Below are 23527 nucleotides of genomic sequence, written 5' to 3' on the forward strand. Positions count from 1 at the left end.
GCGTTTGCCGAACTTCTGGCATCTTCTGTGAAACGGACCACCAGCCGGAGGCGAGAATGCCTGCGTCGATCGCACGGCGTAGCCTGGGAGCCGTCTCTCGTGCGTCCCGAAACGGGCACGGGAGCGCCCGCGTGACATTCACAACCGCGTGAAAGAGGCGATTAGCGGCCGTGTCGACCCAGCAGACTTCGCAGGAGAACCCACTGGCGGGTTTCGGCCCGAACGAGTGGATCGTCGAGGAGATGTACCAGCGCTATCTCGCCGACCCCTCGAGCGTCGACTCGGCCTGGCACGATTTCTTCGCCGACTACCGGCCGGCGCCCGGCGCCGCCACCCCGCGCCCCGAGGCCAAGGCCGCCCCGGCCGCCCGGCCCGAGCCGGCCGAGCAGCAGGAGGCCGTGGCCACGGTCACCCAGGAGCCGGCCGCCAAGCCCGCGCCCGCCCCGGCCAAGCCGGCCGCCAAGCCGGCGGCGAAGGCCCCGGAGCCGGCCCCGGCGAAGAAGGCCGCGCCGGCCAAGCCGGCCGCCAAGGCGCCGACCGCGAGCGCCGCCGGCACCACCCCGCTGCGCGGGGTCGCCGCCAAGATCGTGCAGAACATGGACGCCTCGCTCGCCGTGCCGACGGCGACCAGCGTCCGCGCGGTGCCGGCGAAGCTGCTGGTCGACAACCGCATCGTGATCAACAACCACCTGGCCCGCGGCCGCGGCGGCAAGGTGAGCTTCACCCACCTCATCGGCTACGCCATGGTCCGGGCGCTGGTCGAGCACCCGGAGATGAACAACTCCTTCGCCGAGGTCGACGGCAAGCCGGCGATGGTCCGCCCCGAGCACGTCAACCTGGGCATCGCCATCGACCTGGCCAAGCCCGACGGCTCCCGCAACCTCGTGGTGCCCTCCATCAAGGGCTGCGAGCAGATGGACTTCCGGCAGTTCTGGCAGGCGTACGAGGACGTCGTCCGGCGCGCCCGCCGCAACGAGCTGACCATGGAGGACTACGCCGGCACCACGATCTCGCTGACCAACCCGGGCGGCATCGGCACGGTCCACTCGATCCCCCGCCTCATGCAGGGCCAGAGCGCCATCATCGGCGTCGGCGCCATGGAGTACCCGGCGCCCTACCAGGGCATGAGCGAGGCGACCCTGGCGGACCTCGCGGTCAGCAAGATCATCACCCTGACCAGCACGTACGACCACCGGATCATCCAGGGCGCGCAGTCCGGCGAGTTCCTCAAGGTCATGCACGAGCTGCTGCTCGGCGAGCGCGGCTTCTACGACCAGATCTTCACCTCGCTGCGCCTGCCCTACGAGCCGGTGCGCTGGGTGCAGGACGTGGCCGTCGACTCCGAGGGCCAGATCAACAAGACCGCGCGGGTGCACGAGCTGATCCACGCGTACCGGGTCCGCGGCCACCTGATGGCCGACACCGACCCGCTGGAGTTCAAGATCCGCAAGCACCCGGACCTGGACGTCCTCCAGCACGGGCTGACCCTGTGGGACCTGGACCGGGTCTTCCCGGTCAACGGCTTCGCCGGCAAGCAGCGGATGAAGCTGCGCTCGATCCTCGGCGTGCTGCGCGACTCCTACTGCCGCCGCGTCGGCATCGAGTACATGCACATCCAGGACCCGGAGGAGCGGCGCTGGATCCAGGAGCGGGTCGAGCGCAAGTACGAGAAGCCCACTCCGGACGAGCAGAAGCACGTGCTCAACCGGCTCAACGCCGCCGAGGCGTTCGAGACCTTCCTCCAGACCAAGTACGTCGGCCAGAAGCGCTTCTCGCTGGAGGGCGGCGAGTCGCTGATCCCGCTGCTCGGCGAGGTCCTGGAGTGCTCCGCCGAGGGTGGCCTCGACGAGGTCGTGATCGGCATGGCCCACCGTGGCCGGCTCAACGTGCTGGCCAACATCGTCGGCAAGCCGTACGAGAAGATCTTCTCCGAGTTCGAGGGGCACCTCGACCCGCGCTCCACGCAGGGCTCGGGCGACGTGAAGTACCACCTGGGCCAGAACGGCAAGTTCACCACCCCGGACGGCGAACACGCCGTCAAGGTGTCGGTGGTGGCGAACCCGTCGCACCTGGAGGCCGTGGACCCGGTGCTGGAGGGCATCGTCCGGGCCAAGCAGGACCGGATCGACCTCAAGCTGGAGGGCTACACCGTGCTGCCGCTGGCGGTGCACGGTGACGCCGCGTTCGCCGGCCAGGGCGTGGTCGCCGAGACCCTCAACCTGTCCCAGCTGCGCGGCTACCGCACCGGCGGCACCGTGCACGTGGTGGTCAACAACCAGGTCGGCTTCACCACCGCACCGGAATACAGCCGGTCCAGCCTCTACAGCACCGACGTGGCCCGGATGATCCAGGCGCCGATCTTCCACGTCAACGGCGATGACCCCGAGGCCGTCGTCCGCGTGGCCCGGCTGGCCTTCGAGTACCGGCAGGCGTTCAACAAGGACGTCGTGATCGACATGGTCTGCTACCGCCGGCGCGGGCACAACGAGGGCGACGACCCGTCGATGTCCAACCCGCAGATGTACCAGATCATCGACTCGAAGCGGTCGGTCCGGAAGCTCTACACCGAGGAGCTCATCGGCCGGGGTGACATCACCGTGGAGGACGCGGAGGAGCTGCTGCGCGACTACCAGTCGCAGCTGGAGCGGGTCTTCAAGGCCACCCGCGACGCCGCCACGACCCCGCGCCAGCTCAGCCGGCCCCGCCGCGAGGACGAACCGGAGCCGCAGGTCGACACCGCCACCGACGCCGCCGTGGTCAAGGCGATCGGTGAGGCGCACGTCAACCTGCCGGAGGGCTTCACCCCGCACAAGCGGATCCAGCAGCTGCTGGAGCGGCGGCGCAAGATGTCCGTCGAGGGCGGCATCGACTGGGGCTTCGGCGAGATCATCGCGTTCGGCGCGCTGCTGCACGACGGGGTCACCGTCCGGCTCGCCGGGCAGGACTCCCGCCGCGGCACCTTCGTCCAGCGGCACGCGTCGGTGGTCGACGCGAAGACCGGCGACGACTACCTGCCGCTGAAGTCGCTCACCGCCGACGGCGAGCGGTCCCGCTTCTTCGTGCACGACTCGCTGCTCTCCGAGTACGCCGCCATGGGCTTCGAGTACGGCTACTCGGTGGAGAACATCAACGCGCTGGTCGCCTGGGAGGCCCAGTTCGGCGACTTCGTCAACGGCGCCCAGTCGGTGATCGACGAGTTCATCTCGTCGGGCGAGGTGAAGTGGGGCCAGCGCTCCGCGGTCACCCTGCTGCTGCCGCACGGCCACGAGGGCCAGGGCCCGGACCACACGTCCGGCCGTCCCGAGCGGTTCCTCCAGCTCTGCGCCGAGGACAACATGCGGGTGGCCATCCCGACCACCCCGGCGAACTACTTCCACCTGCTGCGCCGCCAGGCCCTGTCGCCGAAGCGCAAGCCGCTGGTGGTGTTCACGCCGAAGTCCCTCCTGCGGCACAAGCTCTGCATCTCGCAGGTGGAGGACTTCACCTCGGGCACCTTCCAGCCGGTGCTGGCCGACACCGCCGCCCCGGCGCCGGAGCAGGTGAAGCGGGTGCTGCTGTGCTCGGGCAAGGTCTACTACGACCTGTTCCAGGCCCGGCAGGAGCGGGGCGTCACCGACACGGTCATCCTGCGGATGGAGCAGCTCTACCCGCTGCCCGTCGAGGAGGTCCGGGCCGCCCTCGCGCAGTACCCGAACGCCGAGGACTTCGCCTGGGTCCAGGAGGAGCCGGCCAACCAGGGCGCCTGGTCGTTCGTGGCGCTCAACCTGCTGGAGCACCTGCCCGAGGTCCGGCTGCGCCGCATCTCCCGCCCGGCCGCCGCCGCCCCGGCGGTCGGCTCCGCGAAGATGCACGAGGTCGAGCAGAACGCGCTGATCGAGGCGGCTCTCCCCCGCCCGTGACCTGACCGCACCGCCGGCACGAGGGGCAGCGACCGCACGACGGCCGCTGCCCCTCGTCCCGTGGGCGGCCCTTCTTCCGCGAGAGGACGCACATGTACTTCACCGACCGTGGCATCGAGGAACTGGTCGAGCGCCGGGGCGACGAGCAGGTCAGCCTGGAGTGGCTCGGCGAGCGGCTGCGCGACTTCGTCGACCTGAACCCGGAGTTCGAGACCCCGATCGAGCGTTTCGCCACCTGGCTGGCCCGCCTGGACGACGAGGACGACGAGTAGGCCGGGCCCACCCGGATTCAGCGGGCCGCCGCCCCGATCAGGGACAGGTAGCGCTCGACGGCCGCCGTCGCCCGTGCCGTTTCGCCGGTGGCCAGCAGGTCGAGCAGGGCGCCCCGCAGCACCGCCAGGGCGAGAGCCGGATCCGCGCCGCCGGCGGTCCCGTCGTCGATCCCGGCCAGCAGCCCGAGCCAGTCCTCCACCGTCTGCCGGGCGAAGCCCGCCCACGGTCCCTCCGGCTCGCTCAGCGAGCGGGCGTACGCCTGGACCCAGAGGACCAGCATGGGCCGGTGCGCCGGGTCCACGAGCCAGCCCCACGTCGTACGCACCGCCGCGGCGACGTCGTGGGTGCCGCCCGCCTCCCCGGCCTGCCGGAGCGCGGCCAGCTCGTCGGCCCGGGCCCGGCCGAGCAGCGCCCGGATGAGCTGGTCCTTGGAGCCGAACAGGAAGAGCAGGACCCGGGGGCTGGTCCCGATGGCGGCGGCGAGCGGGCGCAGCGACAGCTCGGCGAGCCCGTGCGCCAGGGCGTAGCGGTACGCCCCTTCCAGGAGTTCGTCGCGCCGGGCGCTCCCGGGTCGCTCGTGCTCGCTCACAGCGCTACTCTGCCACTGAAACGACTGTTTCAGTTGAGGGGGGGTGTCGATGAGCGCGGAGATCCTCATTCGTCCGCTGGGCCGTCCCGGTGACCTCGGCTGGGTGGTGCTGGCCCACGGCGAGACGTACGCCGCCGAGTTCGGGTGGGACACCAGCTTCGAGGCGCTCGTGGCGCGGATCGTCGCCGACTACGCCGCCGGCCACGACCCGGCACGGGAGGCCGCCTGGATCGCCGAGGTGAACGGGCAGCGGGCCGGCTGCGTCTTCTGCGTCGCTGCCGACGACCGGACGGCCCAGCTGCGGATCCTGCTGGTCGATCCCGCGGCCCGCGGACGCCGTCTCGGCGAGCGGCTGGTCGACGAGTGCCTCGCTTTCGCCGCGGGAGCGGGATACGCCCGCATCCGGCTCTGGACCAACCATCCCCTGGTCGCCGCCCGCCGGATCTACCTCTCCCGTGGCTTCCGGCTCGTCGGGGAGGAGACCCACCACAGCTTCGGCGCGGAGCTGACGGGCCAGGTGTACGAACGGGAACTGGTACCCGCCGCCGGTGGAACCGACCGTTGACGGGGACGGTGACCGTCGCGTCCACTGGAGAGGGAGGAACAGATGGATCCCGAACCCCGTAAGCCCTCGCAGGACGCGGCGACGGTCCGTCACCTGCGCCTCGGCATCGGATCGGTCGGCATCGCGCTGCCGGTGGTGCTGATGGTCGGGCACCTGGTCGCGACCCGCCGGCTCACCCTGCTCGACTCGCTCAGCGGCTACTACCACACCGAGCTGCGGGACGTCTTCGTCGGCGCGCTCTGCGCCATCGGGGTCTTCCTGATCAACTACCGGTACCGCCGGCCCGACGACCTGCTCGGCACGCTCGCGGGCGTCCTGGCGATCGTGGTGGCGCTCTTCCCCACCACCGTCGGCGCGGCTGCCCACACCGTCAGCAGCGGCGACCGGGCCGTCGGGGTGGTGCACCAGGCGGCCGCCGCGGCGCTCTTCGTGCTCCTCGCGCTCTTCTGCCTGGTCCTCTTCACCCGGCCGGACCGGATCGGGGTGCCCCCGGGACGCGCCGCGGTCCGGTTCTACCGGATCTGCGGCGGTCTCATCCTGCTGGCGATCGTGCTCGCGTTGGCCGGCTCCCAACTCCCCGCCGAGGTGCGGCACACGCTCAAGCCGGTGCTGTGGTGCGAGACGGTCGCCGTCTTCGCCTTCGGCGCGGCCTGGGTGGCGAAGAGCGACGCGCTGTTCCGGGCCGCCGGTGACGGGTCCGAGGACCCGGGCGAGGCACCCCGCGATCTTGTAGCGTGAGGTCGTGGCGCGCAGCGTGTACCTGACCAGCGTGGGTTCGGGCGGGGGCAAGTCGACGGTCGCACTCGGGCTGGCCGAGCTGCTGTCCCGGCAGGTCGAGCGGATCGGCGCCTTCCGGCCGCTGGTCGCCGATCAGCACCCGGACCCGATCCTCGCCCTGCTCACCGAGCGCTACCGGGTGCGGCTGCCGGTCGACGAGCTGCACGGCGCGACCTACGCCGAGGCCACCGCCCTGGTCGCGGACGGCCGCCGGGAGGAGCTGATCTCCCGCATCGTGGCCCGCTACCGGGCGGTCGAGCGGCAGTGCCCCGCGGTGGTCGTGGTGGGCAGCGACTTCGCCGACGGTGACGGCGCCGGCCCCCGCGAACTGGCGTTCAACGCCCGGCTGGCGACCGAGTTCAGCAGCGTGGTGGTGCCCGTGGTGGACGGCTTCGGGCAGCCGCCCGAGGCGATCACGGCGGCGCTGCGCGGGGCGTACCACGATCTGGAGGACCTGGGCGCGACGGTGGTGGCGGTGGTCGCCAACCGGGTGCCCGGGCCGATGACGCTGCCCGACCTGCCCGTCCCCGCGTACGCCATCCCGGAGGTGCCGACCGTGTCGGCGCCGACGGTGGCGGAGGTGGCGGCGGCACTCGGCGCCACCCTGCTCGCCGGCGACCAGGCCGCGCTGGACCGGGACGTGCTCGACTACGTGGTGGGCGCGGCGCACGTGCCCACCCTCCTGGACCACTTCACCGACGGGGCGTTGGTGATCACCCCGGGCGACCGGGACGACCTGCTCGTGGCTGCCGGCGCCGCGCACGTGGCCGGGCAGGTCTCCCTGGCCGGCCTCGTGCTCACCCTCGGCGAACAGCCCGACCCGCGGGCCATGCGGCTGTTCGAGGCGCTGAACACCGGGCTGGCCGTGCTGTCCGTGAGCAGCGACAGCTACGACACCGTCGCGGCTTCCAGCCGGATCGAGGGCCGGCCCAGCGTGGCGAACCCGCGCAAGGTGGAGGCCGCTCTGGGTGCCTTCGAACGCTGCGTGGACACCGACGACCTGGCCCGCCGGCTGCGGGTCAGCCGGACGGAGCGGGTCACCCCGTTGATGTTCGAGAACGACCTCCTCGACCGGGCCCGGGCGCAGCGCCGGCGGCTGGTGCTGCCCGAGGGCACCGAGGAGCGCATCCTGCGCGCCGCCGAGGTGCTGCTGCGCCGGGGCGTCGCCGACCTGACCCTGCTCGGGCGCCCCGACGAGGTGGCCCGGCGCACCCGCGAGCTGGGCATCGACGTCGGCGACGCGCAGGTCGTCGACCCGGTCACCAGCGAGTGGCGCGACGAGTTCGCCGCCGAGTACGCGAAGCTGCGCGCGCACCGGGGCGTCACCGTCGAGCTGGCGCACGACATCGTGGCCCAGCCCAACTACTTCGGCACCATGATGGTGCAGACCGGCCGCGCCGACGGCATGGTCTCCGGGGCCACCCACACCACGGCGGCCACCATCCGGCCGGCCTTCGAGATCATCCGCACCGTGCCGGGCGTCTCCGTCGCCTCCAGCGTGTTCTTCATGCTGCTCGCCGACCGGGTGCTCGTCTACGGCGACTGCGCGGTCAACCCCGACCCGGACGCCGCCCAGCTCGCCGACATCGCCATCTCCTCGGCCGACACGGCCGCCCGGTTCGGCATCGAGCCACGGGTGGCCATGCTGTCCTACTCGACCGGCGACTCCGGCTTCGGCGCCGACGTGGAGAAGGTCGCGGCGGCCACCAAGCTGGTCCGGGAGCGCCGGCCGGAACTGCTCGTGGAGGGCCCCATCCAGTACGACGCGGCGATCGACCCGCAGGTCGCGGCCACCAAGCTGCCGGACAGCCCGGTGGCGGGGCGGGCCACCGTGTTCATCTTCCCGGACCTGAACACCGGCAACAACACCTACAAGGCGGTGCAGCGCTCGGCCGGCGCGGTGGCGGTCGGCCCCGTCATGCAGGGCCTGCGCCGGCCCGTCAACGATCTGTCCCGGGGCGCCACCGTGCCGGACATCGTCAACACGGTGGCGATCACCGCCATCCAGGCCGCCACCGGGGAGTCGCGATGAGCCGGATCCTGGTCCTCAACTGCGGGTCCTCGTCGGTCAAGTACCGCCTCTACGACGGCGACGAGGTCCGCGACAAGGGCACCGTCGAGCGGGTCGGCGAGCCGGGCGGCGGGCCGGCCGACCACGAGACCGCGGTGCGGCAGATCATCGACGGGCTCGACCTGGCCGGACTGGCCGGGGTGGGGCACCGGGTGGTGCACGGCGGGCGCCGGTTCAGCGCGCCGGTGCGGATCGACGACGGGGTCGTCGCCGCCATCGAGGACCTGGTCCCCCTGGCCCCGCTGCACAACCCGGCGAACCTGGCCGGCATCCGGGTGGCCCGGGAGGCGCTGCCGGACACCCCGCAGGTCGCCGTCTTCGACACCGCGTTCCACCACACGCTGCCCGAGGCCGCCGCCACCTACGCCATCGACCGGGAGATCGCCGAGCGGTACGGTGTGCGCCGGTACGGCTTCCACGGCACCTCGCACGCGTACGTCTCGCGGCGCACGGCGGACCTGCTCGACCGGCCGTACGGCGAGCTGAACACCATCACCCTGCACCTGGGCAACGGGGCGAGCGCCTGCGCGGTCCAGGGCGGCCGGAGCGTCGCCACGTCGATGGGCATGTCCCCGCTGGAGGGCCTGGTCATGGGCACCCGCAGCGGCGACCTCGACCCGACGATCATCTTCCACCTGCGCCGTGAGGCCGGCATGGGCGTGGACGACATCGACGACCTGCTCAACCACCGCAGCGGCCTGCTCGGGCTGACCGGCGTCAACGACATGCGGGAGGTGCTGGCCCGCCGGGAGTCCGGCGATCCGGCCGCCGCGCTCGCGTTCGACGTCTACCGCCGCCGGATCACCGGCTACGTGGGCGCGTACTACGCCCTGCTCGGGCGGGTCGACGCGGTCACCTTCACGGCCGGGGTCGGCGAGCACGCCGCCCCGGTGCGGGCGGCGGCCCTGGCCGGCCTGGACCGGCTCGGCATCGCCGTGGACCCGGCGCGCAACGCCGGCAGTGGCGACCGCGTCATCTCCCCCGACGGCACCGAGGTCACGGTGTGCGTGATCGCCACCGACGAGGAACGCGAGATCGCCCAGGAAACCCGGGACGTGCTGAACCTCTGAGCAGGCCGCCCGGCGCCCGCTGCGGCCCGGCCCGGCCCGGCCCGGCGATCATGAAGTTGGCGGTGACGAATCAGGCAATTCGCGCCGCCAACCTCATGATCGACGCGCCGGGCGGTAGAGCGCCTGGGCGAAGGGGTGGTGCGGGTGGGGCGGTGGTCAGCCCACGGCCAGCCAGGCGATGAGGGCGACCACCACGACGGCGGCCACCCCGATGCCGGCGATCAGCGGCACCCGGGAGGGTGTCTCCGCGGCCGTCGCCGCGCTGTCGGGCGAGTCCACGAAGGCGCGGAACTGCGCGGTGTTGCCACTCGGGTCGGTGTAGTTCTCAGCCATGCGCGTGACCCTAGCGAAGCCGGCCGACGCCGATGATCCCGCCGGGCCGGTGGCGGCACACCCTGGTCCGGGCGGTGGAGGCGCGTCGGCCCGGTCGGTGGGGCCGGACCGGCCGACCCGCCGCCTACCGTGAGGGGGTGAGGGTGCAGCGGCTGGTCGCCGCGCTGCTGGTGGCGCTGGTGGGCGGTTGCGGCCCGGCGGTCGCCGCCACCGACGACCGGCTCCCGTCCTTCGGGCCGGCGCCGCTGCGGCCGCACGCCGTGGGCATGCGCCAGTTCGTCCTCGACCCCGACGGCCCCCGGCCGCTGCCGGTCACCGTCTGGTACCCGGCCGAGCCCGCCGCCCGGGTCCCCGCCGCCGCGCGGCCGAATCCCGACCCGACCGCCAGCGCGGTTGCCGGCCCGAACGGCAGCGCGGCGACCGACCCGACCGGCAGCGCGGTGACCGACCCGACCGGCAGCGCGGCGACCGACCTGACCGGCAGCGCGGTGACCGGCCCGAACGACGGTGCCGGGCCGGTTCCGCGGCGCGACGCCCCGGTGGCCGTCGGGCGGTTCCCGGTGGTCGTCTACAGCCACGGCCTGCGCAGCCTCCCCGAGCTGCACGCCCCGCTGACCACCCGCTGGGCGGCGGCCGGCTTCGTGGTGGCCGCCCCCACCTACCCCCGGACCAATCTGCGGGCGCGCGACTTCACCCGGGCCGACGTGCGGAACCAGCCCGCCGACGGCTGGCGGCTGATCCGCCACCTGGTCCGCCTCGACGCCCGGCCCGGTGACCCGTTCGCCGGGCACCTCGCGGTGGACCGGTTCGCCGCCGCCGGGCACTCGGCGGGCGGCTTCACCACGGCCGGCATGTTCACCTCGGGCCACTCCTCCCGGCTGCGCGCCGGCATCGTCATCGCCGGCGGCGGGCTGGCCGGCAGCTTCGCCGGCCCGATGGCGCCCCTGCTCTTCGTGCACGGCGGCGCGGACCCGATCGTGCCGGAGTCGGTCGGCCGGGCCGCGTACGCCCGCAGCCTGGGACCGGCCGCCTTCCTCGGCCTCCCCGGCCAGGGCCACGGCGAGTACCTGACCCCGGGCCGGCCCGGGTTCGCGCAGGTCCTCGCCGCCACCACCGACTTCCTCCGGTGGACCCTCTACGACGACCGCCGCGCCCGGAACCGGCTGCCCGCCGACGCCCTCCTCCCCGGCGTCACCACCCTCACCACCCGCGCCCTCCCCCGCTGAGCCGACCGGGTGAGGTGATCGCCTCGCGCACCGGGCGATGCCGGCCGGTCAGCGCCGGGCGCGAGGCACAATCGTGTTCATGCGCCATCGCCCTGCCGCCGCCCTGGTCACCGCCGCCGCCCTGCTCAGCACGGGTCTGGCCGGCTGCTCGGCCGGGCCCGCCCCGGTCGGGCGACCCGCTCCCGACGCCCCGCCGAAGGCCACCACCCCCGCGCCGCGGGTGCCCGCCGGGCACGCGCCCACCGAGAGCTTCGCGGTCGGCGTACGCCAGTTGAAGCTGAACCGCGACGGCGACCGCCCGCTGCCGGTGACCCTCTGGTACCCGGCCCGGGGCGAGGCCGGCGGCACGGCGGAGCGGTCCGCGCCGGTGGCGGCCGGGCGGTTCCCGGTGGTGCTGTTCAGCCACGGGCTGGGCGGCCGGCCGGAGGACTACCAGGTGCTGCTCACCCGCTGGGCGGCGGCCGGGTTCGTGGTGGCCGCGCCGAGGTTCCCGCACACCGGCGCCGGTGGCGACGGCAACCCGCTCGACGTGCTCAACCAGCCGGCCGACGTGTCGTACGTGCTGACCGAGGTGCTCGCCCTCGACGGCCGGGCGGGCGACCCGCTGCGCGGCCGGCTGGACCCGGAGCGGGTGGCCGCGACCGGGCACAGCGCGGGCGGGGTGACCACGATCGGGCTGTTCACCGCGGGCCGGGACGAGCGTCTGGACGCCGGCATCGTGTTCGCCGGCACCTCGCTCGGCGTCGGCACCGCGTTCGCCGGGGCGGCGGCGCCGCAGCTCTTCGTGCACGGCGAGGCCGACGAGGTGGTGGGCTACGCCGCCGGCAAGGCGGTCTACGACGCGGTCCCCTGGCCGAAGGCGATGCTCAGCCTGCCGAAGGGCGACCACGGGCGGGCCCTGCTCAGCGACGGCAAGGCGCTGCGGGTGGTCGCCGACACCACCGTCGAGTTCCTCCGCTGGACGCTCTACGGCGACCCCGCGGCGAAGAAGCGGCTCCCCGCCGACGCGACGCGCGGCGGCCTGGCCACCCTGGACGACCATCTCTGACCGGTCGTCCAGGGCGGCGACGCCGGTCAGGCGGTGTGGTCGACGACGACCTTGCCGAAGACGCCCCCGGAGTTCAGGCGGGCGAAGGCGTCCTCGATCCGGCTGAACGGCACCACGCTGTCCACCACCGGGCGCACCTCGTGCTCGGCGCAGAACGCCAGGAGCTGGGTCAGCTCGTCGGGCGTGCCCATCGACGTGCCGAGGATCTCCAGCTGCATGGCGAAGACCCGGCGCAGGTTGACCTTGGGCTCGTGGCCGGCCGTGGCGCCGGAGACCACGATCCGGGCCATCGGGGCGGCCGACTTCAGCGAGTGGTCGAAGGTGGCCGCGCCGACCGTCTCGATCACCACGTCGACCCGCTCGGGCAGCCGGGCGCCGGGCTCCAGGGCGGTCGCGCCCAGTTCAGTGATCCGCTCCCGCTTGGCGGCGTCGCGGCTGGTCGCGTACACCCGCTTGCCCAGGGCGACGGCGAGCGCGACGGCCGCGGTGGCCACGCCGCCGCCGGCGCCCTGCACCAGCACGGACTCGCCGTCGCCGACCCGGCCCCGGGTGGTGAGCATCCGCCACGCGGTGAGCCAGGCCGTGGGCAGGCAGGCCGCGTCGGTCGCCGAGAGGCCGTCGGGCAGCGGCAGCAGGTTCATCCGGGGTACGGCCACCCGCTCGGCGAAGGTGCCGGGGAAGTGCTCGGAGAGGATCGAGACTCCGCGCGGGTCGCCCAGGGTGGGCACCACGGGGTAGACGACCACCTCGTTGCCGTCCGGGTCGACGCCGACCGCGTCGCAGCCGAGGATCATGGGGAGCTGGTCGGCGCCGAGGCCCACCCCGCGCAGCGACCAGAGGTCGTGGTGGTTGAGCGAGCTGGCCCGGACCTGCACGGTGACCCAGTCGTCCTGCGGGTGGGTCGGCTCGGGGCGGTCGCCGACGGTGAGCGCGGCGAGCGGGTTGTCGGCGTCGAAGGCCGAGGCGAAGGCGGCACGCATGATCGGCACCGTAACAAGCTGAGGGCTCGTTCAGAAGGGGACCTTCCCCACAAAAGCCGTGCGGAGGCCCCCTTCCACGACGCTCAGCGGCGGGCGACCCCGTCGCGGCGGGCCGCCTCGGCGACCGCCTCGGCGACCGCGGGAGCGACCCGCGGATCGAGCGGGGACGGCACGATCGCCTCCGGCGTCAGCGACTCGGCCACCACGTTGGCGATGGCGTCGGCCGCGGCCACCTTCATCCCGTCGGTGATCCGGGTGGCCCGGGCGTCCAGCGCGCCGCGGAACACGCCGGGAAAGGCGAGCACGTTGTTGATCTGGTTCGGGTAGTCGCTGCGCCCGGTGGCGACCACGGCCACGTGCCGGGCGGCCACCTCGGGGTGCACCTCGGGGGTCGGGTTGGCCAGCGCGAAGACGATGCCCCCGGGGGCCATGCCGGCCACCGCCGCCTCCGGGATCTGCCCGCCGGAGACGCCGACCAGGACGTCCGCCCCCCGCAGCGCCTCGGTGATGTCGCCCTGCCGTCCGTCGGCGTTGGTGATCTCGGCCAGCTCGGCCTTGGTCCCGGTCAGCTCGCGGTGCCGGCCGATGATGCCCCGGGAGTCGCAGACCACCACCTGGTCCGGGTTGACCCCGCCGGCGATCAGCATCTTCGTCACCGCCACGCCGGCCGCGCCGGCGCCGCTGACCGCCACCCGCAGGTCGCCCAGCTTGCGGTTGAGCAGGGTGGCGGCGTTGCGCAGGGCGGCCAGCACCACGATGGCCGTGCCGTGCTGGTCGTCGTGGAAGACCGGGATGGAGAGCGCCTCGTCCAGCCGGCGCTCCACCTCGAAGCAGCGCGGGGCGCTGATGTCCTCCAGGTTGATCCCGCCGAACGAGGGGGCGAGCGCCCGGACCGTCGCCACGATCTCGTCCACGTCCTGGGTGTCCAGGCAGACCGGTACCGCGTCCACGCCCGCGAACTGCTTGAACAGCACCGCCTTGCCCTCCATCACGGGCATCGCGGCGCGCGGGCCGATGTTGCCCAGGCCGAGCACGGCGGAGCCGTCGGTGACCACGGCGACGGTGTGCGACACCCACGTGTAGTCGTCGGCGAGGTCGGGGTCGGCGGCGATCGCCTCGCAGACCCGGGCCACACCCGGGGTGTACGCGAGGGAGAGGTCCTCCCGGCTGGTGAGCGGCACGGTCGAGGCGACGGCCATCTTGCCGCCGACGTGCAGCCGGAAGACGGGATCAGCGGGGTCCGGGGTGGACGTAGGCATCGGTGACTCCAGGATCTGTCGAGCAGACGGACCGGCCGGCTCGGCACGCACGGTCAGCGGCAAGCGGGGCGGCGGTGCGGGGGGTCACCCGGGCACTTTCCGAGCATAGTCAGGCGCGCCGCAGCGAGGTGTGATCGGGGTCATATCCGACGGGTGACCCGGCCGGGCTGCGGCCAGTACCGGAGGACCACCCGGCCGTGCACGTCCGCCACCCCGTACGCCCGGGAGTCGTCGGTGACCAGGTCGTTGTCGCCGCGTATCCACCAACCGCCGTCCTGCCGGCGGACCGCGCGCTTGACGACCAGCAGGTCGGGGCGGCTGCGGAAGACCGCCACCACCACGTCGCCGGGGCGGACGGGGCGACCACCGGTGCGCACCAGCACGGCGTCGCCGTGCCGCAGGGTGGGAGCCATGGACGGGCCCGTGACCAGGACCGGCACCAGCGGCCCGCGCAGCCGGTGAGCCAGGGCACCCACGGGTTTCACCTCCCGCCCGCCGGGGAGCATCTCCAGGAGTAGTGTCGTCTTGGATCATCGCAAACATCCCATGGAGGACCCTGATGCGCCTTCCCCGCATCCTTACGCCCCGTGTGACCGCCAGCGCCCACTGCGACCTGCCGTGCGGCGTCTACGACCCGGCGCAGGCCCGGATCGAGGCCGAATCGGTCAAAATGATCTGCGAGAAGTACCAGGCCAACACCGACCCGGAGTTCCGCACGCGCGCCATCCTGATCAAGGAGCAGCGGGCCGAGCTGGTCAAGCACCACCTGTGGGTGCTCTGGACCGACTACTTCAAGCCGCAGCACTTCGAGAAGTACCCGCACCTGCACCAGCTCTTCAACGAGACCACCAAGCTGGCCGGCGCGGCCGGCGCCAAGGGCGCCACCGACCCCGCCAAGGCCGACGAGCTGCTCTCGAAGATCGACGAGATCGCCAAGATCTTCTGGGAGACCAAGCAGGCGTGAGCCTGCCCGCCCAGGCACCGACGATCCGGCCGGCGCGTCCCGAGGACGTGCCGGCCGTCGTCGCGATGGTGCACGAACTCGCCGACTACGAGCGCGCCCCCGAGCAGTGCCACCTCACCGAGGAGCAGCTCACCGCCGCCCTCTTCTCGACCGCGCCGGCCCTGTTCGGGCACGTCGCGGTCGACCCCGCCGGCCAGCCGGTCGGCTTCGCCCTCTGGTTCCTCAACTTCTCCACCTGGGAGGGCGTGCACGGCATCTACCTGGAGGACCTGTACGTCCGGCCGGCCGCCCGGGGCACCGGCACGGGCCGGTTGCTGCTCGCCACCCTCGCCGCGATCTGCGTCGAGCGCGGCTACCGGCGGCTCGACTGGTGGATGCTCAACTGGAACCCGGCCGCCCGCTTCTACGCCGCCATCGGGGCCGCCCCCATGGACGAGTGGGTGCCGTACCGGCTGGCCGGGACGGCGCTGCACGACCTCGCCGCGCAGGCGACGGCAGCCCCCACGCGGCCGGACGCCTGAGCGGGTAGAGTCCCGCACCGGGGGGATGAGGCGTGACTCAACTGACCGGCCAGCCGATGACGGACGACGACATCGTGCACCTCACCGTGCCCGCCGACGGCGGCTACCTGGGCGTGCTGCGCACCGCCACGGCCGGTCTCGCGGCCCGGCTCCAGTTCGCCCTCGACGAGATCGAGGACCTGCGCATCGCCGTCGACGAGGCGTGCGCCATGCTGCTCGCGATCGCCACCCGCGACGCCGAACTGGAGTGCCGCTTCGCGGTCACCGAGGACGCGCTCACCGTCGAGGTGACCGTGCCGACCGTGCGGGGGGCCACGCTCCCCTCGGAGTCGTCCTTCGCCTGGAAGGTGCTCACCGCGCTGACCACCGCGGCGAGCGCCCGGGCCGCCGACGGCCGGGCCACCATCTCGCTGCTCACCCGCCGCGCCTCCGGCTACTGACCACCCCGGCCGGGGCGGCGTCAGTCGAAGCCGAGCGCCCGGTTGGTCGGGGTGCTGACCAGCAGGCCGGCGACGCCGAGGCCGAGCACCATCAGCGGCACGCCCAGCCAGCCCAGCCCGCCCTGGATCATGTAATAGCCGATCGGCAGCAGCATGAGCTGGAGCACGATGGCCGGCGCCCGGGCGCCGGCCCGGCGACGGCCCAGCGCGCCGCCGAGCGCCCAGAGCACGGCGGCGCCGCCGATCGCGAACGCGGTCACCAGGAGCGCCGAGGTCAGGTGGGTGGTACGCGCCGTCAGGTCGGACCAGATGAGCCATGCCGCGACGAGGCCGAGCGCCACCGCCTCGGCGCGCAGCAGGAGCACCGCCCAGCGGAGCGTGCCGGGGACCGGCCCGGAGTCGATCGTCACGCGCGACACGATACCCGTGGGTAGGCGCGGTACAGTGCCGCCCATGCGCGCCGTCCTGGTGGTCAATCCGAAGGCCACCACCACCAGCGAGCGCAGCCGGGACGTGCTGGTCCGGGCACTGCGCAGCGAAGTCGACCTGTCGGTGCGGTACACCCGCCGGCGCGGTCACGCCATGGACCTGGCGCGGGAGGCCGCCCAGGAGGGCGTCGACCTGGTGGTGACGCTCGGTGGCGACGGCACGGTCAACGAGGTGGTCAACGGCCTGATGGCCGCCGAGCCGCCGACCTTCCGCACCGGGCAGACCCCGGCGGAGCGGCTGCCGGCGCTCGCCACCGTCCCGGGCGGCTCGACCAACGTCTTCGCCCGGGCCCTCGGCCTGCCGCGGGAATGGCCGGACGGGACCAGCATGATCCTGGAGGGGCTGCGGCTGGGCCGCTCCCGCACCATCGGGCTGGGCCGGGCGGACGACCGCTACTTCACCTTCTGCGCGGGCTTCGGCATCGACGCGGCCGTCATCCAGCGGGTCGAGCGGGCCCGGAAGAAGGGCCGGGTGTCCACGCCGGCGCTCTACTTCCGCTCGACGGTGAGCCAGTACTTCCTGGCGTCGGACCGGCGGCACCCGTCGATCAGCCTGGAGCGCCCCGGCGAGGCCGCCGAGACCGACCTGGGCACGGTCATCATCCAGAACACCGCGCCGTGGACGTACCTGGGCGACCGGGAGATCAACCCGAACCCGGAGGCGTCGTTCGACCTCGGGCTGGACGTGCTCGCGATGCGCCGACTCAAGGTGGCCAGCACGACACGCACGGTGAGCCAGTTCTTCGCCCGGGAGCCCGATCCACGCGGCCGGCAGGTGCTCCGGCTGCACGACGTGGCGGAGTTCACCCTGCTCTCGGCCCGTCCGCTGGCCTTCCAGCTGGACGGCGACTACCTCGGCGAGCGGGAAAAAGTCAGATTCGCATCCGTCCCTGCCGCACTGAGAGTAATCTGCTAGGTCTCGGGTACTGCCGTCGGTTGACGCGGACCTCGCCGCATCGGGCGGAGGACGCCACGCCGAGGGAAAGGTGCCGGAAATGTCAGCAACGTCACGCAGACCGTACTATATTGATCCTCGACTGTGGCACGCCGGGTAACCAGAGCGCTCTGAAACCCGGACAAAAGGGTGGTGAGCCCGCTCACTGTTCGGAGTTTTTCCGAGCGGCACCCTTGACATCGCGACAGTTCGTGAAAGTATTCACAAGCGAAGTCGTGTTACCGGGACATTGCCTGGATATGCTCGGCAGGTTGAGCTGTTCCAGCAGGTCCACGGATCGCAAGCCTGCTCACGCAGCGCCGAATTGATGGATGCTGACCGTCACCGATCGGCAATGCGGATGCATATAGGAATAGCAACGAAACGTTATCTGGCCACCCACTTAAGAATGAGGAGTGTTGCCGCCATGGACTGGCGCCACGATGCCGTCTGCCGCGACGAGGACCCGGAGCTGTTCTTCCCGATCGGGACGTCCGGCCCGGCCCTCCTGCAGGTGGAGCAGGCCAAGGCCGTCTGCCGGCGCTGCCCGGTGACCGACCAGTGCCTCCAGTGGGCGCTGGAGTCCGGTCAGGACGCCGGCGTCTGGGGCGGGATGAGCGAGGAGGAGCGCCGCGCGGTGAAGCGCCGCGGCGGGCTCCGGGTGCTGCGCGCTCACTCCGCCTGATTCGCACGCACGCCGCACGCCCCGGCCGGATTCCGGCCGGGGCGTTCTGCTGTCCGGACCCATGACCTGCCACTACCCCGCCACCACCCGGACTGATCATGAAGGCGGCCGGGGTCACACCCCGACCGGCACGGCGTCGACCCGACGCAGCACCAGGTCGGCCAGTTCGGGCAGGTCGGTCAGCGGATCGGCGACCGCCACGGCGCCGGCCCGCTCCGCCGAGACACGGACCGCGTCGTGGAACAGGCCCGGGGCCAGGAAGTAGGCGGCCACGGCCACCCGGCGGGCGCCCGCCGCACGCAGCCGGGACACCGCGACGCCGGGCCCCGGCGGCGCCGCCGAGGCGTACGACACCTGGCAGGGCACGCCCAGCTCCGCGCCGAGCGCCGCGGCGACCCGCCCCACCGACCCGCGCGCCCGCGGATCCCGGGTGCCCGCCGCCGCCAGCACCACGCCGTCGAAGCCGCCCTGCTCCGCCTCGGCCAGCCGCCGGCGTAGCCCCGCCAGCAGCCGGGCGTCCACCACCCCGTCCGCCGGTCCCAGCACGTCGGTCACCCGTACCGCGATATCGGCGCCGTCCGCGTGGGCCGCCGCCACCGCCGCCGGGACGTCGACCTTCCGGTGGTACGCGGCGGTCAGCAGCAACGGCACCAGCACGGCCTGGGTGTGACCAGCGGCGGCCAGGTCCCGCAGCACCGCGGCCGGACCGGGGTCGGTGTGGTCCAGCCAGCTCGGCAGCACCGGGACGCCGGGCCGGGCGGCCGCCACGGCCCGGGCCAGTGCCCGCGTCGCCTCGGCCGCCCGCGGATCCCGGCTGCCGTGCGCGACCAGCACCACCGGCGGCTCGGCGGTCAGGTGTGCAGCCCGCACTCGGTCTTCTCGAACATGGCCCAGCGGCCCGCCCGCGGGTCCTCCCCCGCCCGGGTGCGGCGGGTGCAGGGCCAGCAGCCGATCGAGCCGTAGCCCCGGGCGAACAACTCGTTGACGGGGATGTCGTAGCGGGCGATGTAGGCGTCCACGTCCCGCTGGCTCCAGGCCGCGATCGGGTTGACCTTGACCTTGCCGCGCCGCGCGTCGAAGGCCACCACCGGCGTGTTGGCCCGGGTCGGCGACTCGTCCCGGCGCAGCCCGGCGGCCCAGGCGTCGTACCCGGCCAGCGCCCGCTCCAGCGGCTCCACCTTGCGCAGCTGACAGCAGTCGTCCGGGGACTTGCTGAACAGCCGGGGGCCGTACTGGCCGTCCTGCTGACCCACGGTCATCCGGGGCCGGATCGAGCGCACGGTCACCGGGAGCCGCCGGGCCACCTCGTCGCGGACCTTGAGCGTCTCGGGAAAGTGCAGGCCGGTGTCCAGGAAGACCACGTCCACCCCGGGCGCGACCCGGGAGACCAGGTGGGCCAGCACGCCGTCGGCCATCGAGCTGGTCACGCAGAACCGGTCCGCGAAGGTCTCGGCGGCCCAGCGGGCGATCTCCAGCGCGGGCGCGCCCTCCAGCTCCCGGCCGGCCCGCTCGGCCAGCGCGCGCAGCTCCTCCGGGTCGCGCCCGGCCGGGTCGGCCGGTGCCGGCCCGCCGACGCCGACCAGGCCCAGGCCGGTGGCGGAGCGCAGGGCGCTCACCGGGTCACCGCCCGGCCCAGCAGGCCGGTGAACTTCACGGTGAAGACCCGGGCGCACGCGTGGCACTCCCAGGCGCCGTGCCCGGCCTCGTGCGGCCGCAGGTCCTCCTCCCCGCAGTAGGGGCAGTAGAGAGGCGCAGATCGGGCATCGCTCATCGCAATTCCTCCTCGTCGACCCTGATCACCCAGTTGGCGAAGCTCTCGCCCTCGCTCCGGCCGGCCAGGTAGCGGCGGGCCAGCCGTTCCACGTACTCCGGAAGCTCGTCGGCGGTGGTCTTCAGGCCGCGCAGCTTGCGGCCGAAGCCGGCGGTCTGCCCGGCGGCCATGCCCAGGCCGCCGCCGAGGTGCACCTGGAAGCCCTCCACCTGCCGGCCGTCCGGGCCCACCACAAGCTGGCCCTTCAGGCCGATGTCGGCCACCTGAGTGCGGGCGCAGGCGTTCGGGCAGCCGTTGAGGTGGATGGAGATGTCCGCGTCGAAGTCCCGCAGCCGTTCCTCCAGCCGGGCCACCAGCTCCTCGCCGCGCCGCTTCGTCTCGACGATGGCCAGCTTGCAGAACTCGATGCCGGTGCAGGCCATGGTGCCGCGCCGCCAGGCCGACGGCCGCGCCTCCAGACCGATCCGGCGCAGCTCCGCCACCAGCGAGTCGGTGCGCTCCGGCGCCACGTCCAGCACCAGCAGCTTCTGGTACGGGGTGAGCCGCACCCGGCCGCTGCCGTGCGCCTCGGCCACGTCGGCGAGCCGCGCGAGCTGGGTGCCGGACACCCGGCCCACCACCGGGGCGGCGCCCACGTAGTTGGCGCCGTCGCGCTGCGGGTGCACGCCGATGTGGTCGACCGGCTTCGCCGGCAGCGTCGCGGCCGGGCCGTCGAGCAGCGCCCGGCCCAGGTACTCCTTCTCCAGCACCTCGCGGAACTTCGCCACGCCCCAGTCGGCGACCAGGAACTTCAGCCGTGCGCGGTTGCGCAGCCGGCGGTAGCCGTAGTCGCGGAAGATGCCGACCACGCCGGCCCACACGTCCGGCACCTCGGCCAGTGGCACCCAGACGCCGAGACGCTTGGCCAGCATGGGGTTGGTGGACAGCCCGCCGCCCACCCAGACGTCGAAGCCGGGACCGTGGTCGGGGTGCTCGACGCCGAGGAGGGCGATGTCGTTCGCCTCGTACGGGGTGTCCACCAGCCAGGAGATCGAGGTCTTGAACTTACGGGGCAGGTTGGAGTACGCCTTGTCGCCGACGTACCGGCGGACGATCTCGTCGATCGCCGGGGTCGGGTCGAGCACCTCGTCCCGGGCCACCCCGGCGACCGGGCTGCCCAGCACGACCCGGGGGCAGTCGCCGCACGCCTCGGTGGTCTGCAGGCCGACCGCCTCCAGCCGGCGCCAGATCTCCGGCACGTCCTCGACCCGGATCCAGTGGTACTGGATGTTCTGCCGGTCGGTGATGTCGGCGGTGTCGCGGGCGAACTCCCGCGAGATGTCCGCGACGACGCGGAGCTGGGCCAGGCTCAGCTCACCGCCGTCCACCCGCACCCGGAGCATGAAGAACTCGTCCTCCAGCTCGTGCGGCTCCAGCACGGCCGTGCGCCCGCCGTCGATGCCGGCCCGGCGCTGCGTGTAGAGGCCCCACCAGCGGAACCGGCCGCGCAGGTCCTGCGGGTCGATCGAGGCGAAGCCCCGGTGCGCGTAGATGTTCTCGATCCGGGCCCGCACGTTCAGCGGGTCGTCGTCCTTCTTGATCCGCTCGTTGGGGTTGAGCGGCTCGCGATGCCCGAGCGCCCACTGCCCCTCACCACGGGGCCGGCGGGGAGCCCGCGCGACCGGCGCCGGGGCGTCGGGCCGGGTCGTGGTGGTGGTGGTGGTGGTGCTGACCGCCATGGCGGCGTCCTCCGTTGTCTGCTGTGCCTGGAAGCGCGGACGCGGCGGCCGGCCCTGGATGAGGGCCGAGGACGGCGGTGTCGATGACGGCCGGCGCGGAACGCGCCCGAGACGGATGGGTCGGGCGTCGTCAGTGGGCCGGACAGATCGCGCTGCGGACGCGGCCGTAATCGACGTGGCGACGGGCCACGAAGCGGCGGATGACAGCGGCGGTCATAGGCCTCATGCTCCCACAGCCGCCGATGACGGGCCAATGACCGAGTGTGTGATCCCACATCACGGGCAGCGGCGCGCCATCGACCTCCTTGATCGAATCCGCCGCGCCGGCCCGGGCGGCGGTGGAGACAAATCGGCGGACCGGCCCGGCGGGCGCCGCCGCCGTGTGACGCTGCGGATTGTGACCCCGCACGCCGAGTCCACGCCGCCCCACGGCCGCCGGGAGTGGCCGGTGTGGGTGGTCCCCGGCCTGCTCACCCTGGTGGTCACCCTCGCCGGGATCGGCCACGCGCAGCCGTGGCGGGACGAGCTGGCGACCTGGAGCGCCGCCACCCGATCGGTCTCCGACCTGGTCCGGCTGGCCGGCACCATCGACGCCGCGACCGGGCCGTACTACCTGCTCATGCACGGCTGGACCACACTGTTCGGCACCTCCCCGACGGCGCTGCGGCTGCCGTCCGCGCTGGCCATGGCCGGTGCCGCCGCGCTCACCGCCCGGCTCGGCACCGAGCTGGCCGGCCCCCGGGCCGGGCTGCTCGCCGGGCTGCTCCTCGCCGTGCTGCCGAGCACCTCCCGGTACGGCCAGGAGGCGCGACCCTACGCGCCGGCCGCTCTGCTCGCCGTGCTGGCCACGCTGCTGCTGGTCGGGGCGCTGCGCCGGCCGACCTGGCGGCGCTGGACCGGGTACGCGCTCGCCGTCGCCGCGCTCGGCCTGCTCCACCTGATCGCGCTCACCCTGCTGGCCGGGCACGCCCTCGTGGTGCTGCTGGTCGCCCTGCGTGGTCCCGCGGCGGCCGGGATCGGCCCGGCCCCGGACCCGGCGGGCTCGCCCGCCCCGGTCGCCCGGACCGGGCTGCTGTGGCGGTGGCTGGTGGCGGTGCTGCTGGCGGCCGTGCTGGTCGCGCCGCTGGTGCTGGTGGCCCGGGGCCAGCGCGGCCGCCAGCTCGACTGGGTACGCCTGGTCCGCGTCGACGACCTGGCCGCGCTCCCCGGCGGGCTGGCGCAGAGCGCGGTGGTCGGCGGCCTGCTCGTCGGGCTCGCCGCGCTGGGGGCGGCCCGGCTCGGCCGGCGGGCACTACTGCCGGGGGCCACCGTCCTGCTGCCGGTGCTGCTGCTCTTCGCCGCCGGCACGGCGGTGCCGCTCTGGGTGACCCGGTACCTGTTCTTCACGGTGCCGTTCGCCTGCGTGCTGGCCGGGGCGGCGCTCGCCGGCGTACGCCTGGCGCCGGCGCTGGCCGTGGTCACCCTGGCGGGCCTGCTCGGCCTGCCGGACCAGGCGGCGCTGCGGCGCACCCACGAGTGGCCGCGGACCGCCCCGGTGGACTACGCGGGCGTGGCGCGGATCGTCGCCGACCACCAGCAGCCGGGCGATGCGATCGTCTACTCGCCCCGGCACAGCTGGCTCTTCCCCGATCTCGGGCTGGCGTACCACCTGGGGGCGCGCCGGCCCCGCGACGTGCTGGTGGTGCGCGACCAGCGGCAGCGGGCGGACCTCTGGGCGGCCGAGTGCGACCACCCGGCGGAGTGCCTGGCCGGCGTGGACCGGGTCTGGCTGGTGGTCACGGGACGGCGCGCCGACCCGCTGGCGGCGGTGCCCGGCGCCAAGGGCGACGCCCTGCGCGGCGCCTTCACGGTCCGCCAGGTGTGGCCCCGCCCCGGCCTCACGGTCGCCCTCCTCACCCGGTGACCCGCCACCGGCG

General features: G+C 73.7%; 24 protein-coding genes. 14 read left to right on the forward strand and 10 right to left on the reverse strand.

Features of this window, described 5'->3' with window-relative positions; translation table 11 throughout:
* The first annotated feature begins 170 nt into the window (after nucleotides 1-170).
* Both ABZW14_RS23565 and ABZW14_RS23570 read left to right on the forward strand, forming a co-directional pair.
* Entirely contained in the window at nucleotides 171-3899 is a 3729-nt protein-coding gene (locus tag ABZW14_RS23565; protein WP_355350322.1) for a multifunctional oxoglutarate decarboxylase/oxoglutarate dehydrogenase thiamine pyrophosphate-binding subunit/dihydrolipoyllysine-residue succinyltransferase subunit, read from the forward strand.
* Between the two features lie 92 nt (nucleotides 3900-3991).
* Nucleotides 3992-4171: a DUF6104 family protein gene (locus ABZW14_RS23570; protein WP_089009804.1), complete on the forward strand. Its 180-nt coding sequence runs from the start codon at nucleotides 3992-3994 to the stop codon at nucleotides 4169-4171.
* Between the two features lie 17 nt (nucleotides 4172-4188).
* Here ABZW14_RS23570 and ABZW14_RS23575 read toward each other — a convergent pair whose 3' ends face one another.
* Nucleotides 4189-4761: a TetR family transcriptional regulator gene (locus ABZW14_RS23575; RefSeq protein WP_355350325.1), complete on the reverse strand. Its 573-nt coding sequence runs from the start codon at nucleotides 4759-4761 to the stop codon at nucleotides 4189-4191.
* A 49-nt stretch (nucleotides 4762-4810) separates the two neighbouring features.
* Between ABZW14_RS23575 and ABZW14_RS23580 the strand changes: the two genes are divergently transcribed.
* The 4 genes from ABZW14_RS23580 to ABZW14_RS23595 are packed head-to-tail and all read left to right on the forward strand — an operon-like array spanning nucleotide 4811 to nucleotide 9244.
* A complete protein-coding gene (locus tag ABZW14_RS23580) occupies nucleotides 4811-5326 on the forward strand; it encodes a GNAT family N-acetyltransferase (protein ID WP_355350328.1) in 516 nt (171 codons plus the stop codon).
* Between the two features lie 42 nt (nucleotides 5327-5368).
* Nucleotides 5369-6064, forward strand: a complete 696-nt coding sequence (locus tag ABZW14_RS23585; RefSeq protein WP_355350331.1) for a DUF998 domain-containing protein — start codon at nucleotides 5369-5371, stop codon at nucleotides 6062-6064.
* A 4-nt stretch (nucleotides 6065-6068) separates the two neighbouring features.
* Nucleotides 6069-8135 carry a phosphate acetyltransferase gene (pta, locus tag ABZW14_RS23590; RefSeq protein ID WP_355350334.1) on the forward strand — a complete coding sequence of 689 codons (2067 nt, stop codon included), beginning with the start codon at nucleotides 6069-6071 and terminating at the stop codon, nucleotides 8133-8135.
* Entirely contained in the window at nucleotides 8132-9244 is a 1113-nt protein-coding gene (locus ABZW14_RS23595; RefSeq protein WP_355350337.1) for an acetate kinase, read from the forward strand. The genes pta and ABZW14_RS23595 overlap by 4 nt, the downstream gene beginning before the upstream one ends.
* A 156-nt stretch (nucleotides 9245-9400) precedes the next feature.
* Here ABZW14_RS23595 and ABZW14_RS23600 read toward each other — a convergent pair whose 3' ends face one another.
* On the reverse strand, nucleotides 9401-9577 hold the full coding sequence (locus tag ABZW14_RS23600; protein WP_355350340.1) for a hypothetical protein: 177 nt from the start codon (nucleotides 9575-9577) through the stop codon (nucleotides 9401-9403).
* A gap of 137 nt (nucleotides 9578-9714) precedes the next feature.
* Here ABZW14_RS23600 and ABZW14_RS23605 point away from each other — a divergent pair, with 137 nt between their 5' ends.
* Both ABZW14_RS23605 and ABZW14_RS23610 read left to right on the forward strand, forming a co-directional pair.
* Entirely contained in the window at nucleotides 9715-10803 is a 1089-nt protein-coding gene (locus ABZW14_RS23605) for an alpha/beta hydrolase (RefSeq protein WP_355350343.1), read from the forward strand.
* Nucleotides 10804-10882: 79 nt separating this feature from the next.
* Nucleotides 10883-11851 (forward strand): chlorophyllase, encoded by a 969-nt coding sequence (locus tag ABZW14_RS23610; RefSeq protein WP_355350346.1) that lies wholly within the window; start codon nucleotides 10883-10885, stop codon nucleotides 11849-11851.
* 26 nt (nucleotides 11852-11877) lie between these two features.
* On the opposite strand, the gene ABZW14_RS23615 is transcribed toward ABZW14_RS23610, so the two are convergent.
* The 3 genes from ABZW14_RS23615 to ABZW14_RS23625 all read right to left on the reverse strand — a co-directional run bounded on the left by ABZW14_RS23615 (nucleotide 11878) and on the right by ABZW14_RS23625 (nucleotide 14596).
* Nucleotides 11878-12840 (reverse strand): zinc-binding dehydrogenase, encoded by a 963-nt coding sequence (locus ABZW14_RS23615; protein ID WP_355350349.1) that lies wholly within the window; start codon nucleotides 12838-12840, stop codon nucleotides 11878-11880.
* Between the two features lie 74 nt (nucleotides 12841-12914).
* Complete coding sequence (locus ABZW14_RS23620) at nucleotides 12915-14090, reverse strand: NADP-dependent malic enzyme (RefSeq protein WP_355350352.1); 1176 nt, start codon at nucleotides 14088-14090, stop codon at nucleotides 12915-12917.
* Between the two features lie 140 nt (nucleotides 14091-14230).
* The gene (locus tag ABZW14_RS23625) at nucleotides 14231-14596 is read right to left on the reverse strand and encodes a S26 family signal peptidase (protein WP_355350355.1); all 366 of its coding nucleotides are present in this window, start codon (nucleotides 14594-14596) and stop codon (nucleotides 14231-14233) included.
* A gap of 53 nt (nucleotides 14597-14649) precedes the next feature.
* Here ABZW14_RS23625 and sodN point away from each other — a divergent pair, with 53 nt between their 5' ends.
* The 3 genes from sodN to ABZW14_RS23640 all read left to right on the forward strand — a co-directional run bounded on the left by sodN (nucleotide 14650) and on the right by ABZW14_RS23640 (nucleotide 16015).
* Nucleotides 14650-15054 carry a superoxide dismutase, Ni gene (gene sodN / locus ABZW14_RS23630; RefSeq protein WP_355350358.1) on the forward strand — a complete coding sequence of 135 codons (405 nt, stop codon included), beginning with the start codon at nucleotides 14650-14652 and terminating at the stop codon, nucleotides 15052-15054.
* A gap of 65 nt (nucleotides 15055-15119) precedes the next feature.
* Nucleotides 15120-15575, forward strand: coding sequence for a GNAT family N-acetyltransferase (locus tag ABZW14_RS23635; RefSeq protein ID WP_355350515.1), 456 nt, complete (start codon nucleotides 15120-15122; stop codon nucleotides 15573-15575).
* Between the two features lie 32 nt (nucleotides 15576-15607).
* On the forward strand, nucleotides 15608-16015 hold the full coding sequence (locus ABZW14_RS23640; RefSeq protein ID WP_355350361.1) for an ATP-binding protein: 408 nt from the start codon (nucleotides 15608-15610) through the stop codon (nucleotides 16013-16015).
* A gap of 20 nt (nucleotides 16016-16035) precedes the next feature.
* Here the strand turns inward: ABZW14_RS23640 and ABZW14_RS23645 are convergent, their stop codons facing one another.
* Nucleotides 16036-16425, reverse strand: coding sequence for a hypothetical protein (locus tag ABZW14_RS23645; protein WP_355350364.1), 390 nt, complete (start codon nucleotides 16423-16425; stop codon nucleotides 16036-16038).
* Between the two features lie 43 nt (nucleotides 16426-16468).
* Here ABZW14_RS23645 and ABZW14_RS23650 point away from each other — a divergent pair, with 43 nt between their 5' ends.
* Together ABZW14_RS23650 and ABZW14_RS23655 are read left to right on the forward strand one after the other, a co-directional pair.
* Nucleotides 16469-17419 (forward strand): diacylglycerol kinase family protein, encoded by a 951-nt coding sequence (locus ABZW14_RS23650; protein WP_355350366.1) that lies wholly within the window; start codon nucleotides 16469-16471, stop codon nucleotides 17417-17419.
* Between the two features lie 445 nt (nucleotides 17420-17864).
* The gene (locus ABZW14_RS23655; RefSeq protein ID WP_073834718.1) at nucleotides 17865-18122 is read left to right on the forward strand and encodes a WhiB family transcriptional regulator; all 258 of its coding nucleotides are present in this window, start codon (nucleotides 17865-17867) and stop codon (nucleotides 18120-18122) included.
* A 114-nt stretch (nucleotides 18123-18236) separates the two neighbouring features.
* Here the strand turns inward: ABZW14_RS23655 and ABZW14_RS23660 are convergent, their stop codons facing one another.
* From ABZW14_RS23660 to ABZW14_RS23675, 4 genes are read right to left on the reverse strand one after another with little or no spacing between them, the layout of a single operon-like run.
* On the reverse strand, nucleotides 18237-18992 hold the full coding sequence (locus ABZW14_RS23660) for a CbiX/SirB N-terminal domain-containing protein (RefSeq protein WP_355350368.1): 756 nt from the start codon (nucleotides 18990-18992) through the stop codon (nucleotides 18237-18239).
* On the reverse strand, nucleotides 18974-19738 hold the full coding sequence (locus ABZW14_RS23665) for a phosphoadenylyl-sulfate reductase (protein WP_355350370.1): 765 nt from the start codon (nucleotides 19736-19738) through the stop codon (nucleotides 18974-18976). The genes ABZW14_RS23660 and ABZW14_RS23665 overlap by 19 nt, the downstream gene beginning before the upstream one ends.
* Nucleotides 19735-19893 (reverse strand): hypothetical protein, encoded by a 159-nt coding sequence (locus ABZW14_RS23670; RefSeq protein ID WP_355350372.1) that lies wholly within the window; start codon nucleotides 19891-19893, stop codon nucleotides 19735-19737. Before ABZW14_RS23670 ends, ABZW14_RS23665 begins: the two co-directional genes overlap by 4 nt.
* Nucleotides 19890-21611, reverse strand: a complete 1722-nt coding sequence (locus ABZW14_RS23675) for a nitrite/sulfite reductase (protein ID WP_355350374.1) — start codon at nucleotides 21609-21611, stop codon at nucleotides 19890-19892. Before ABZW14_RS23675 ends, ABZW14_RS23670 begins: the two co-directional genes overlap by 4 nt.
* Before the next feature lie 388 nt (nucleotides 21612-21999).
* On the opposite strand from ABZW14_RS23675, the gene ABZW14_RS23680 reads away from it, so the two are divergent.
* Nucleotides 22000-23514 carry a glycosyltransferase family 39 protein gene (locus ABZW14_RS23680; RefSeq protein ID WP_355350517.1) on the forward strand — a complete coding sequence of 505 codons (1515 nt, stop codon included), beginning with the start codon at nucleotides 22000-22002 and terminating at the stop codon, nucleotides 23512-23514.
* The last annotated feature ends 13 nt before the right edge of the window (nucleotides 23515-23527 follow it).

The organism is Micromonospora sp. NPDC004551, from assembly GCF_040609975.1.
Lineage (GTDB): Bacteria > Actinomycetota > Actinomycetes > Mycobacteriales > Micromonosporaceae > Micromonospora.

Excerpts from the sequence above, each read along its gene's own strand:
- ABZW14_RS23570 (WP_089009804.1), top strand. The coding sequence starts at position 3,992 with ATGTACTTCACCGACCGTGGCATCGAGGAACTGGTCGAGCGCCGGGGC.
- ABZW14_RS23580 (WP_355350328.1), top strand. The coding sequence starts at position 4,811 with ATGAGCGCGGAGATCCTCATTCGTCCGCTGGGCCGTCCCGGTGACCTC.
- ABZW14_RS23585 (WP_355350331.1), top strand. The coding sequence starts at position 5,369 with ATGGATCCCGAACCCCGTAAGCCCTCGCAGGACGCGGCGACGGTCCGT.
- ABZW14_RS23595 (WP_355350337.1), top strand. The coding sequence starts at position 8,132 with ATGAGCCGGATCCTGGTCCTCAACTGCGGGTCCTCGTCGGTCAAGTAC.
- ABZW14_RS23600 (WP_355350340.1), bottom strand. The coding sequence starts at position 9,577 with ATGGCTGAGAACTACACCGACCCGAGTGGCAACACCGCGCAGTTCCGC.
- ABZW14_RS23610 (WP_355350346.1), top strand. The coding sequence starts at position 10,883 with ATGCGCCATCGCCCTGCCGCCGCCCTGGTCACCGCCGCCGCCCTGCTC.
- ABZW14_RS23620 (WP_355350352.1), bottom strand. The coding sequence starts at position 14,090 with ATGCCTACGTCCACCCCGGACCCCGCTGATCCCGTCTTCCGGCTGCAC.
- ABZW14_RS23625 (WP_355350355.1), bottom strand. The coding sequence starts at position 14,596 with ATGCTCCCCGGCGGGCGGGAGGTGAAACCCGTGGGTGCCCTGGCTCAC.
- sodN (WP_355350358.1), top strand. The coding sequence starts at position 14,650 with ATGCGCCTTCCCCGCATCCTTACGCCCCGTGTGACCGCCAGCGCCCAC.
- ABZW14_RS23635 (WP_355350515.1), top strand. The coding sequence starts at position 15,120 with ATGGTGCACGAACTCGCCGACTACGAGCGCGCCCCCGAGCAGTGCCAC.
- ABZW14_RS23650 (WP_355350366.1), top strand. The coding sequence starts at position 16,469 with ATGCGCGCCGTCCTGGTGGTCAATCCGAAGGCCACCACCACCAGCGAG.
- ABZW14_RS23655 (WP_073834718.1), top strand. The coding sequence starts at position 17,865 with ATGGACTGGCGCCACGATGCCGTCTGCCGCGACGAGGACCCGGAGCTG.
- ABZW14_RS23670 (WP_355350372.1), bottom strand. The coding sequence starts at position 19,893 with ATGAGCGATGCCCGATCTGCGCCTCTCTACTGCCCCTACTGCGGGGAG.
- ABZW14_RS23675 (WP_355350374.1), bottom strand. The coding sequence starts at position 21,611 with ATGGCGGTCAGCACCACCACCACCACCACCACGACCCGGCCCGACGCC.